The 12,065-nt window shown below is 49.3% G+C and carries 14 protein-coding genes; 8 read left to right on the plus strand and 6 right to left on the minus strand.

The annotated features are described in order from the left end of the window. Positions 1-406 precede the first annotated feature (406 nt). Complete coding sequence (locus tag BP71_RS05780) at positions 407-1,933, plus strand: sulfatase family protein (RefSeq protein WP_496377530.1); 1,527 nt, start codon at positions 407-409, stop codon at positions 1,931-1,933. Positions 1,934-1,935: 2 nt separating this feature from the next. Here BP71_RS05780 and BP71_RS05785 read toward each other — a convergent pair whose 3' ends face one another. Continuing rightward, positions 1,936-2,646 carry a porin family protein gene (locus BP71_RS05785; RefSeq protein ID WP_496377532.1) on the minus strand — a complete coding sequence of 237 codons (711 nt, stop codon included), beginning with the start codon at positions 2,644-2,646 and terminating at the stop codon, positions 1,936-1,938. Positions 2,647-2,843: 197 nt separating this feature from the next. On the opposite strand from BP71_RS05785, the gene BP71_RS05790 reads away from it, so the two are divergent. Further along, entirely contained in the window at positions 2,844-3,194 is a 351-nt protein-coding gene (locus tag BP71_RS05790) for a DoxX family protein (protein WP_496377534.1), read from the plus strand. Positions 3,195-3,227: 33 nt separating this feature from the next. Here the strand turns inward: BP71_RS05790 and BP71_RS05795 are convergent, their stop codons facing one another. Further along, positions 3,228-4,049 carry an SDR family oxidoreductase gene (locus tag BP71_RS05795; RefSeq protein ID WP_496377536.1) on the minus strand — a complete coding sequence of 274 codons (822 nt, stop codon included), beginning with the start codon at positions 4,047-4,049 and terminating at the stop codon, positions 3,228-3,230. Positions 4,050-4,141: 92 nt separating this feature from the next. Here BP71_RS05795 and BP71_RS05800 point away from each other — a divergent pair, with 92 nt between their 5' ends. The 5 genes from BP71_RS05800 (at position 4,142) to BP71_RS05820 (ending at position 7,581) form a co-directional block, all read left to right on the plus strand. Then, on the plus strand, positions 4,142-4,513 hold the full coding sequence (locus BP71_RS05800) for a winged helix-turn-helix transcriptional regulator (RefSeq protein WP_496377538.1): 372 nt from the start codon (positions 4,142-4,144) through the stop codon (positions 4,511-4,513). 10 nt (positions 4,514-4,523) lie between these two features. Then, positions 4,524-4,928, plus strand: coding sequence for a DUF1801 domain-containing protein (locus BP71_RS05805; RefSeq protein WP_496377540.1), 405 nt, complete (start codon positions 4,524-4,526; stop codon positions 4,926-4,928). 1 nt (position 4,929) lies between these two features. Then, the gene (locus tag BP71_RS05810) at positions 4,930-5,586 is read left to right on the plus strand and encodes a helix-turn-helix domain-containing protein (protein WP_496377542.1); all 657 of its coding nucleotides are present in this window, start codon (positions 4,930-4,932) and stop codon (positions 5,584-5,586) included. Between the two features lie 102 nt (positions 5,587-5,688). Then, the gene (locus tag BP71_RS05815; RefSeq protein WP_496377544.1) at positions 5,689-6,657 is read left to right on the plus strand and encodes a hypothetical protein; all 969 of its coding nucleotides are present in this window, start codon (positions 5,689-5,691) and stop codon (positions 6,655-6,657) included. Between the two features lie 84 nt (positions 6,658-6,741). Then, the gene (locus tag BP71_RS05820; RefSeq protein ID WP_496377546.1) at positions 6,742-7,581 is read left to right on the plus strand and encodes a hypothetical protein; all 840 of its coding nucleotides are present in this window, start codon (positions 6,742-6,744) and stop codon (positions 7,579-7,581) included. A 111-nt stretch (positions 7,582-7,692) separates the two neighbouring features. Here the strand turns inward: BP71_RS05820 and BP71_RS05825 are convergent, their stop codons facing one another. Continuing rightward, complete coding sequence (locus BP71_RS05825) at positions 7,693-8,145, minus strand: GNAT family N-acetyltransferase (RefSeq protein WP_496377548.1); 453 nt, start codon at positions 8,143-8,145, stop codon at positions 7,693-7,695. Positions 8,146-8,311: 166 nt separating this feature from the next. On the opposite strand from BP71_RS05825, the gene BP71_RS05830 reads away from it, so the two are divergent. Beyond that, a complete protein-coding gene (locus BP71_RS05830) occupies positions 8,312-9,097 on the plus strand; it encodes a class I SAM-dependent methyltransferase (protein ID WP_496377550.1) in 786 nt (261 codons plus the stop codon). On the opposite strand, the gene BP71_RS05835 is transcribed toward BP71_RS05830, so the two are convergent. The 3 genes from BP71_RS05835 to BP71_RS05845 are packed head-to-tail and all read right to left on the minus strand — an operon-like array spanning position 9,094 to position 12,032. Further along, entirely contained in the window at positions 9,094-10,389 is a 1,296-nt protein-coding gene (locus BP71_RS05835; protein ID WP_496377552.1) for an MFS transporter, read from the minus strand. The two genes, BP71_RS05830 and BP71_RS05835, sit on opposite strands and share 4 nt — an antisense overlap. A gap of 3 nt (positions 10,390-10,392) precedes the next feature. After that, the gene (locus BP71_RS05840; RefSeq protein WP_496377555.1) at positions 10,393-11,028 is read right to left on the minus strand and encodes a bifunctional 4-hydroxy-2-oxoglutarate aldolase/2-dehydro-3-deoxy-phosphogluconate aldolase; all 636 of its coding nucleotides are present in this window, start codon (positions 11,026-11,028) and stop codon (positions 10,393-10,395) included. Then, positions 11,025-12,032 (minus strand): 2-dehydro-3-deoxygalactonokinase, encoded by a 1,008-nt coding sequence (locus BP71_RS05845; RefSeq protein ID WP_496377557.1) that lies wholly within the window; start codon positions 12,030-12,032, stop codon positions 11,025-11,027. Before BP71_RS05845 ends, BP71_RS05840 begins: the two co-directional genes overlap by 4 nt. Positions 12,033-12,065: the final 33 nt, after the last annotated feature.

A 12,065-nucleotide genomic window follows, 5' to 3' on the forward strand; every position in this document is an offset into this window, starting at 1 on the left:
TTTCCTGCCAAACCCGCTATATATCAACCGGCAAATAAATTGGAATGTTTTTGAAATGCATGTTTTTAGCCATTTCTAAGAGGTATCTCTACTTTTAGAGTCTCAACGACCTACCCTCCCGGAAATGATCAGAGCTACCCGACACAGATATTTCATTTTGCAGTCGCTGCTGCTGCTGTTACTTGTCTTCCTCGCTGTCTGCAGATGGTATAGTGGCCATTGGGCTCACGCGCAGCAAAAGAATAAAGACAATCATCACCTTTCTCAACAGATCGTCATCAAATAACCCTCCTCTCCTTTCAGTGTCCTTTGCAAAAGTGTTCGTCATTCATTTTATTTGTCTACTTGCTTAGTAGATTATCAAAGCAAGTTGCCTGACTAACCTGACACCCCGATAAGGATCCTGATGCTACGAAGTTATCCTAACCTGAGTTACACAATATTGATGTTGGTATTGGTTGCTTCGGCCATGCTTGTTTTCCGAAAAAAGAGCATGGCGGAAAGCAAAGCGCCACTGCCCAATGTGGTCTACATTCTGGCCGACGACCTTGGTTACGGCGACCTGTCCTGTCTGAACCCGAAATCACAAGTGAACACGCCGCAGCTCGACAAGCTCGCTTCCGGTGGGATGATCTTTACCGATGCACATTCAGGGTCGGCAGTCTGCACGCCCACGCGCTACGGTATTCTCACAGGCAGGTATGCGTTTCGCTCACGCCTGAAAAAAGGGGTTCTGGGCGGTTACTCGCCAATGTTGATCGAGCCGGAGCGCTTTACGGTCGGCGACCTGCTCAAAAATGCCGGCTACCATACCGGCGTGATAGGCAAATGGCATCTCGGCCTGGATTGGGTCAAAACCGACGCCACGCAAGCGACCAACCCGGCGGATTACGACGACTGGAATTCAACCCGGAATCTTTCCATCGAAAAAGGGATCACCGGCGGTCCTAATGACCTTGGTTTCGATTACAGCTACATTATACCCGCATCACTCGACATTGCTCCATACATTTACCTGCAAAATGGGAAACCGACAGATCCGCACATTACCGATATTGCCGGGAACAAAACACCCCGCGGCGTATTCTGGCGGGACGGAAAAGGCTCTGCCACTTTCGAGATCAGCAAGACGCTCGATGTATTCGGCCGCCAGGCGACGGACTTTATTGTTAAAGCCAGTCAAAACAAAGCACAACCATTCTTTCTGTACCTGCCCCTGTCCAGTCCGCACACGCCATGGGTCCCATCCGAAAATCAAAAGGGAAAATCAGGAGCTGGATTGTACGGCGATTTCGTACAGCATACCGACGCCGTGGTAGGTTCTGTCCTTCACACCCTTGACAGTCTTGGTATTGCCGACAACACACTCGTCATTTTCACATCCGATAACGGGGCCGACTGGAAACCTGGCGACAAGGAAGCATTTCCGGCACATGGGGCCAATTACTTTTTTCGTGGGGAAAAATCGGATATCTGGGAAGGAGGACATCACGTTCCTTTCATTCTGCGTTGGCCCGCTGTTGTCAAAAAAGGCAGCAGAACGGCGGAGACCGTCTGCCTTACCGACCTGATGGCTACGCTTGCGCCCCTCACCGGCCAGAAACTCGATAGTCATGCGGGCCAGGACAGTTTCAGTTTTGCTTCAATTCTCAGGAATAATGCTGGGAAGAAACCGGTAAGACACAGTATCATTCATCATTCCATTGACGGAATGTTTGCGATCCGGAAAGGAAAATGGAAATTCATCGATGGCAAAGGCAGCGGCGGGTGGTCATCCAAGGGTGATGCCAACGACCCGGCTGGACAGCTTTACGATATGGAGGCCGATCCCACAGAAACGTCCAATCTGTTCACTCAGCAGCCAGCGATCGTGAAAGAGCTCAAAACACTGCTTGAAAAACAAAAAGTGCAGGGGTATTCGAGGACGATGTAGGGCTATGGCCTTTTGGCAAGCGAGAACGTAGCCGTCAATGTAACATTCTGCCGGGCAAGGTCCCGACGCATCTTCCCCTGCGATTCACCCACTGCGAGCAGGTCGGTATAGGCATCGTTCAAAATGTAACGCTGATATTCTGCAGAGAGTCCCAGCCGCTTCCATCTGGCACCTGCTCCCAAGACCAGACCGGGTACAACCGCATTGAAAAGCGGCGGATTCGACTGTTTAAAATCGTACCGCCAGTATTTATGACGGAACCGGAAAATCCGGTCTGCCTTCACGCCGGCGTCGACAAACCATCTCAGGTTTGACCGGGGATTAAAATACCACCTTCCTTTTAGGTTCGCTGCGAGAGATTGGCTGCGTTCGGTAAAATCCAGATTGTTTCCGGCTTTGCTGATCGCCCCGACCATCAACCAGGCGTCAACCCGCGTGTAATGGTAATCCAGTTGCATCAGCAATGCTAAATGCTCCGACATCCGTCTTTCAGCCCAAACACCACCACCAAAGGCCAGTTTACTGCGTTCGTTCTTATAGGTGATCAATGCAGGCCCGGTAGAAGTGTTTGTAAATTTTTCCCGGAAGAATTCTTGTGTGTAATGAGAAGACAAGCCGAAATCCCACCGTCCGCCCAACTGCTGCGCCTTTGCCGCTGTGGCCAAAGTAAGTTGAATGATAAAGATCAAAACGAAAACAAATCCCTTTTTCATGGCCAAAATAATTTAGATATTTTTCATTGCCGGCAATCTTATAAATTTTAAACCAAAATAATACTACTATTAGTTACAAGCAAACAGAATATCCTTTCTGTATCTTCTTTATCTTATTGGAATTTCCGAAGCTGAATCAGTTTATAATTGCTATTTTTAAGAAAAGCCCGAGTTCTATTTATTAAACCAATACACTTATGGTCCTCAAAATCGTCAACGGAATCCTGATACTCATTGCCGTGTTTATGGGCATCAAACAAGGTTGGGCTATGGCCTCCGGTAAGCCCGAAATGCTTGAAATGTTCGGGAAATGGGGTTTTTCAAAAACCGGGGTCGCGGTCAATGGCGTAGTCACTATGGTAGCCGCATTGCTGATACTGCTTCCGAAGACATTTGTCTGGGGCAATTTTATTATGGCGGCGACAATCCTGATGATCATCTGCTTTCATTTACTGGCCAAAGACCTCAAAGGAGTAGCCATCGAAATTCCTTTTCTACTTCTGAACCTGATCATTATTTACCTGCAACATCCCCTGGCAGACCAATAAAAAGGCGGTGAATGAATCTTCACCGCCTGCATTTCAAAAATTCGCACGTATTGTTTCAAGATATTCTTCAATGGGTAACTGGCTCCGCATGGTCATCAGCTGATTACCCGTCGTGCCCAGTACATTTCTGAATTGCTTGTTCTTACCGGTTGCCAGGTCGTGGATCACTTTGACGATATCGAGCGGATCCTCGAGACCTGCCTCCCGTGCGTTCGTCATAAGGCCTTTCAGTTTGCCGGTCAGCTCGTCGTACGCATCGATCTCCGGATCGCTATTCCAGACGATGCTGTCCGTAAAATGGTTATCCCGGGAGCCGCCCTGCTCGATCAGACGCAGTTCGATATTGAGCGGTTTGAGCTCGTAGTAAAGTCCCTCGATCAGCCCTTCCAACGCAAATTTGGACATATTGTACAACGACCCGAGCGGAACGGCGGTCGTAACGCCCATAAAGGAGCTGATATTGATGAACATCCCGCCGCCATTTGCCCGGAAATGCGGCAAAAAGGCCCGGATTACATTAATAGGCCCCCGTGTATTCACAGCAAACTGCCAGTCAATGTCCTCTTCCCTCGCCAGTTCCAATGCGCCGTAGGTACCCATCCCGGCGTTGTTCACTACCACGTCGATCTTCCCAAACACTTCAATGGCTTGTTCCGTCGCGGTACGCACCTGTTCGATATCCGTCACATCCAATTTGAATACGCGTACATTTTCGTAATGCACCAGTTCGGTTTCCTTTTCAGGGCTGCGCATGGTTGCAGCCACATTCCAGCCTTTTCCGGCAAAATATTTGGCGGTAAGTTTCCCCAGCCCACTGCTGGTACCCGTAATAAAAATCGTCTTTTGCTCACGCATGATCCTTTAATTTTAATGAAGTGATGCAAAGTTACCGGCAATTGGTATAACTTTGTAATCAGTATCACAGGGTATACCAACTATCAAAAAAAATGAAGGAGCGCAATCAAGCCGAGGAGGTCAAAGCATTACAGGATACGATTTACGTGATCGGAGGCAAATGGAAACTGCCCATTATCAACTCGATATGCAATGGAAATAAACGTTTTCGGGAAATTGAAAGAAGTATTCCCGGCATCACCACCCGGATGCTCTCGAGGGAACTGAAGGAAATGGAAATGAATAAGCTGATCACCCGGACCGTGTATCCCGACTCCCCGGTGGTGGTCGAATATGAGTCGACACCCTATTGCAAGACTTTCGCGAACATTATCCTGGCGATGATCGACTGGGGTAAGGAACATAAGAAGTATATTACAACCGGGCCGGCGATCGTCCCGCCAGTGGAAGAACCTGTTGCCTGAACCGAACCATATGCCTTCAGAACCAAAGAAATCCGCGGCTAAACCCCATGCGCCCAAGCTGACCGACGCGGAACAGGTCGCCGAATTCATGACGCGCCTCGAACACCCGTTGAAGGCTGAAATAGAGGCTGTACGAGCCATTGTCAAATCAGCCAGTCCGAAAATTACCGAGCGGATCAAGTGGAATGCACCGAGCTATTACACCTCCGCCGATCTGCTGACGTTCAACCCGCGCACGACCCAAAATGTCCAGATCGTGTTCCATCACATGGCCATTACGCAAATCCAGTCCGGGCTGCTGGAAGGTAATTACAAAGACAGAAGGCTCGTCCATCTGAACGATATGGCAGACGTGGAAGTCAAAAAGCAAGAGTTAGAACGCATCCTGCGTGAGTATGTCGACCTGGTTGGATGATATGGAGAAACATGATCGGAGCATGGCGGTGGAATCTAATACGGAAACGGGCATTTCCGGAATCGTAAGTCTGGCAAGAAAAAAACGGGGCCTGACACAAGAAGAGTTAGCTGAGCTCACGCACCTGACCGTACGAACCATACAGCGTATTGAAAACGGTAAGACCACTCCCCGCTCCTACACGCTGAGAACGATATCAACCGCACTGGATATTCCTTTCGAAGATCTCCACGCATTTCATAACAGCGACCTATCCTATGACCCCCTGAATACCGTCACCGCAATCGATGCGGAGAAGGTGATGCATGAGCTGAGATTGATTTGCTTGTCCTGTTTCAGTTATCTCGTTTTGCCCTTCGTCCATTTTCTGGTGCCACTGTATTTACAAAGAAAAATGAAGGGCTTGCCCCCCGCAGCCCTTGCTTATGCCCGACACGTGCTTAGAGGGCAGATCTACTGGCTACTCGCGCTTCACCTGATGCTCTTGTTAACCGTTGCCTACAATTTTTTAGTGGTACCGCATCTCCATCCCAGCTATTTTCTTCACTATCTGGTGCCCACGTTGTTCATGTACGTGGTAAATGCGCTGTGGATTACCAGAACACTTTTAGAATGCAAGAAACTGACTAACAACCTCCAACAAAATCCAATATCCTGACACTTGTTAAATGTCGGGCAAAAGTCGGGTTCCGGACCGATTGTCCTCTACACGCCTTGACTACATTTGACTCATCTAGTCAAACCTTCAAGCGCAAAAGAAATGAATCTACCTCGGTGTCTGTTTTTGATAATCGCATTTGGATCTGGAATATGGATTAATACTGCCCAAGGACAGCAGGCCCGTACACTCCCGGCCAACCAGTTGGTACTACCCGCGACATCCCACAGCATTGCATTTAAATGGCAGGGCGATTCCATCGGCCCGAATTGGGAGCCCCACGCGGCGCTACTGCTGCCCATCCGGCTTCCCGGTTGTCCCCGGCAGTTCTACATGCAGTTTGATTCAGGCTCGCCCTATTCGATGTTTTACCGGGATAAACTGCTGAATATTGCTAACAAGTACCACCTGGCTATGACAGTCACCGATTCCTTGCAAACACTGAAAGACTATACCTTTCATGTAGGTCAAATGCCGGTAACGGCAAAGTCGATTGCCGTGAAGCAGTTCGACGAAGCAGATTCCGCACCCGAGTCCGAAGTGCTGATCATAGGTACCATCGGCGCAGATTTTATCGAGAACAGGATGATTTTAATAGATTACCCGCGGCAGTCTGTCACCAATGCGCCTGAACTGCCTTCTTCGTTAAAATCCGAACAAGCCATGTCTGAGTTTTCTTTCTCGGGGAGGTCGGTGCTTTTGCCGGCCATCATTCACGGAGCAAAAACGCTTCTTTTCTTTGATACAGGTTCCAGCGCATTCGAACTGCTGACCGATAAGCAAAGCTTCGACCGGATGGCTACACCAGGTACAATGCCGGTGCAATATCAGGTTGCTTCCTGGGACAAGACGCTCGCTGCCTACACAAGCCCTACCAACGACAGTCTGGAAATCAATTCCCGGCGGATTCCCATTCATCGTGTCACTTACATGGAGGGAGCCAGCGCCACCCAGATCGATCAAATGCGGAGACTGGGAATCGGCGGCATGACGGGCAACAAACTTTTTCTGCATCACCGTTTATTGCTGGACACCCGAAACGGCCAGTTTGCTGTGCTCAACCCCTTATGATTCCGCAAATCACAATATGTAACCTATTGCATCTATAATGTTAATTTACTAACATTGCCTTACCACTTCTCTCCCATCGAGGCCTTGAAAAAATTGCTATTCGCACTGGGCATTTTTGCCATGTATTCCTGTAAAAAAGAGGAAAACCCGGATCCATTCCAATCCAGCATTTTCAAGCAGCAGGCACCTTTCGGGCTTCCCGCTACCGACACCCAGCTCAGCAAAGTGCTCTATGATGACCAGTTGCTTGTGACGTATTTTTATAAAGACGGACAGCTCGCAGAACATAAAAGCTACACGCCTCTTGCTACGCCTCTCCTTTACGCAACCGGCAGTTTAGAGCGAAGTGGTAAACTGGTCACCAGCTATGAAGTTCAGAGATTGGCTACATTTAAAAGCGATCCGCCTGTTCCAGAGTACTTTTACCCAAAATTCATCAGCACATTCTTAACACCCGTTTCGGATTCGGTCAGAACGGTTCACTTGCAAATGACACCGGGTCAGAATGAGCGATTTACCGACTATTTTTTCGACAAAGCCGGTTATGTGGTTCGCGAAGAAACCTATGGCCCGGCCGGCGCGGCCTCGCAATCCCGCACTTTGCATACCCGTAATGCGGCGCATGATATTACCGGATCCCGGATGTTTCTGGCTGGCAATCCGGTACCCCATGTTGTATATGAGGTACAGTACGACAACCATCCCAATCCATTTTTTTTCCTGGGCATGAATCAGGAAGGGACAATCGGGCTGCAGTCGCTAAGCCCGCACAATATCACCAAAATGACGTTAAAATTTAAGGATGGAAACCAATACGACATTCATTACCGCTACGAATATCTGCCCAATGGCTACCCCAAAACGGTAATGATCAACAATGAAGGTATTGCCAACTCTGCTTTTACACTGACATTTGATTATTAAACTGAAAACGCCGATCCTCGTACTTGTGTGTACGTAACGTGTATTCACCTGTGTACATCGATTACGCGCCTGATAACAGCGGTTCCAAACCGCAATATTGGGCACTGATCACTACAATATCTTTCTGAAACAGACGCTATTTTCGATGCCCACATACTGTCCGTAGTTAGGCGTGCGGATGTAACCGTTCTTTTCGTACAATGCGATGGCTTCGGGCTGCCTTTTACCTGTTTCGAGCACACAATGCAGATACCCCATCTCCCTTGCCCAATCTTCAAGTTCCGTCAGGACACGCGTCGCGATTCCCTTTTTGCGGCCATTGGTGGAAACGTACATACGTTTCACCTCCATGGCCTCTTCGCTAAATGCCTTGATGGCACCACAGCCCACGGCAGTCCCGTCCTCATAACACACCACTGCGTGACGGATCTTATCGATCTTATTGAATTGGGAGTAAAATGAATGCTCTGCACCATCCCGCTCTGCAAGCTCGGCATCCAGCCGCCGGACCATGGCCTGAAAATCCGGGTCATCCGAGTCGGTTCTTTGCATGTAAATGGCCATAACGTCTTTTTTTTACATTAATCAAACCAAATATAGACTTTGAAATGCAGGCCTACAACCCAATACAATCGGCCGGACCTCCGATGTAACCTGTTTATATTTCTTTCCTTTAACCTATCTTGCACATCCTAAACAACTGCCTCCGGCAGATAAAAACTTTAAAGCCATGACAATCAGAGATTTATTTTACAGCCATGAAGGTAATCTCATTCATAAGTGGGACCATTATTTTGATATTTACGAAAAGCACTTCTCGCAATACCGTGGCAAGAAGGTCAACATGCTTGAAATAGGTATTTCGCACGGAGGTTCGCTGCAATTGTGGAAGAAGTTCTTTGGCGCCGATGCGCATATCTATGCCATTGACATCAATCCGGATTGTAAAAAACTGGAAGAAGAGAATACGACCATCTTCATTGGCTCACAAAGTGACAAGGCATTCCTTGAAAACGTGATGGTGCAGCTCCCCGAGCTCGATATCATTCTCGACGACGGCGGACATACAATGATCCAGCAACTGGTCTCATTTGAAACGCTTTACCTGAAAGTCAAAGAAGGTGGACTGTATGTGGTGGAAGATACGCATACTTCCTACTGGACCGAATTTCACGGCGGCCTGAGACAATCCGGCACCTTCGTCGAATACGCCAAAGGCCTGATCGACCACTTATACGAACACCATATCCATGACAAAACCGCCATCACTTTCGATGACATATCCCGGCATATCAGCGGCATTGCATTTTACGACAGTGTAGTGGTCTTTGAAAAAGCAAAACGTCCGAAGCCGTTCCACAAGCAGGTTGGAAATAAGACCATTACACCCTACGAGCCCACAGAATTAAAGAAAGAATCGTTTCTGGATAGTCTCAAAGCCATATTTAAGAAAAAGAGGAAACATAGCTTTGAGACCAACGACGGCGGATTTGTGAATAAGCAGACCAGGAACTAACGCAGATCGTCGAGCTCCACGACCTTGGGCGTTCTCGTAAGCCAATGGATGATCAGCCAGGCCACGAGGTAGGTAAATCCGCAGATGGTGAAAATGATATTGTACCCCGCCTGAATATTTCCCGCTGCTTTATAAGTGTCCAGCAGATCGCCGATCAGGATCGGAAAAAGGATTCCCCCGACGGCACCCGCCATGCCGCCGATACCCACAACGGAACTGACAGCCTGTTTCGGGAAAAGGTCTGAGGGCAACGTAAACACATTGGTCGCCCAGGCCTGGTGCAATGCCACGGCCAGGCTGATCAGCCCAACGGCCATCCATACGCCGGAAGAAAATTGGATCAGGATCACCGACAATTCGCAGAACGCCAGCGCAAGCAGTACCGTTTTGCGCGCTTTAAGGGTCGGCCAGCCCCTTTTGATGAGCCACGATGAAAGATACCCTCCGCCAATGCTGCCCACCGTGGTAGCGGTATAAATCAGCATCAGTTCCAGACTGGGCTTTTTGAGGTCGAGATTGAATGTGGAAGCGAAATAGGACGGCAGCCAGAAGAGAAAAAACCAGTAAATAGGGTCGATGAGCCCTTTCCCTGTGATGTACGCCCAAGTTTGTGGAAACGTAAAGAGTTTCAGCCATTTCACCGGCTGCTTCTCGGCGGCGTTCTCGTCCTGGTCCTGCCCGCTGACGATGTATTCCAGTTCTTCGGCGGTAATGCGCTTCTGCTTCGCCGGAATATCATAAAACAACAGCCAGAATACCAGCCACACAAAACCTAGTGCCCCGGTAATCCAGAAAACCTCCTGCCAGCCATAGTGGTTCAGAATCCAGGGCACCAGCATTAATGCTACCACAACGCCGACACTGGTACCCGCATTAAATAATCCGGTAGCCAATGCCCGTTCCTTTTTGGGAAACCACTCCGCCACCGTTTTAACGGCCGCCGGATAATTACCGGCCTCTCCCAGCCCCAGTCCCACACGCGCCAACCCGAACCCGAACGCACTTCGCGCCACCGCGTGCAACATCCCTGCAACGCTCCAGAAGATGATGGTAAAAGAATAACCCGCCTTCGTCCCGATCTTGTCGATGAGCCAGCCAAATACCAGTAAGCCCACGGCGTAGGCTGCCGTAAATGCCATTACAATACGCGCAAAGTCGGTTTCTGTCCACACAAACTCCTTTTCCAGAATGGGTTTCAGCAAGCCGATAATCTGCCTGTCGAGGTAATTGATAGTCGTGGCGAGGAATAGCAGGACCACGATGATCCAGCGGTAATTCTTTACTTTACCCATTTGCTAAGCAAGTTTTTGTGCGAATTGGAGGAAATGTGCTTTCAGTCCGTCCCAGTCTTTTTCCTGGATCAGCTTTTTGTCAAACAGTTGCCCGCCTACTCCCAGACCGTTGGCACCGGCTTTCAGGAATGCCGACATGTTTTCCAGGCCCACGCCGCCGGTCGGCAGCAGTTTGAGCTGATTCATCGGCGCTTTGAGGTCTTTGATGTACTCGGGGCCCAGTGAAGTAGCCGGATAGATCTTTACCATGGACGCGCCCATTGTCCAGGCATTGTAAATCTCTGTCGGTGTGAATGCCCCGGGAAAAACGGGAATGCCTTTTTTGACGCAGGATTTGATAACTTTTTTGCTGATCACCGGTGTAACGATGAATTGAGCACCGGCTTCGAGCGCTGCCTCCAGGTCATCCTTGGTGCAAACAGTCCCGGCCCCGATATTCAGCCCATAATGCTCGTTTTCCAGCGCGTAACGGATAATGTCGGTGGCTCCCGGGGTGTTCATGGTGATTTCGACGGTTGTCAGTCCGGCTTCACGGTAAATGGGCAGGATACGCTTCACGTCCTCCGGTGAAATATTACGGATGATGCCGACCAGCGGCGCTTTGTTAAACAACTCCCATGAAAATGTACGCTCACTCATAAATTTGTTTTATTCAATGTTAAATTCTGGTTCTCAAATATGCGGATATGCCCGATCGTCGCAGCCTGATCGACAATCTCGGACGGGATGATCGTGGCCCGTCCTGCAAGATTCAGTGTTTCAATGGCTGCTTTGTACAAATGATAGAGGTTATGCCCCCCGCAAAGGACGAGGTGCGCATTGGTTTCCTTCGTCAGGTCGCGGATTTCGTAGCCGATCAGCAGCCCGCTCAGGAACATGCCGTTCTTTCTCTTGTCTAATAAATCAAAAAGCTGGTTGGTTCTTACTGTAAATAGTGCATTTAAAATATTTCCCGAACCCGACTCGCGTATCCCCGCACGGAACGCATCCCGTGCTTCCGTTGTAAAGTCGGTCTGCTGGATGTGTTCAATGGAATCTTTGAGAATGCTGTGGAATGCCATGAGATTGAACACTTCGCCGGTCATGAAGGTTTTGAAATCCACCAGCCTTCCGTCACGGACAAACATATGTTTCGAATGCGTACCCGGGAAGATGAAAACCGCGTCGCGTCCCGAAAGGTCCATGGCAGCAGCGAGTCCGATCAGCTGAGTTTCTTCACCCCGCATAACATCGTGATCACTCTTTACCCCCGAGACCAGCATGATTTCGTGTGCAAAATCATGCTCTTCTCCAAAATGCGCGACCTGGACGTGGCTACCGTCGAGCGCGAAAGGCAACCTCGCGTAAGGCAGCTCCTTCATGCCGATGGACGATGAAGCCATACCCGAAAGCACGATGGGAACGCCGGCGGTATCGATCCCTGTCTGTCGGTTAAGCGCCGCAATCTGTTTGGCCAGAATATCCCGGAAAAAACTGTCCCGCGATACGCCCATACTCGTCCCGGCTTCCTTCCAGGCATTGTGCGCTGTTCCGATCCCGTTGGGGGAAGTGACTTCACCCGCTATTTCGTGGTCCTTTACATGCACCAGTCTTAATCTAAAAGAGGACGTGCCCCAGTCACAACTTAGCAGGTACTTTTTCATTGGTTATAACTTTTTACTCAGTTAGGGACCAGG

The sequence above is a fragment of the Dyadobacter ginsengisoli DSM 21015 genome, from assembly GCF_059568735.1.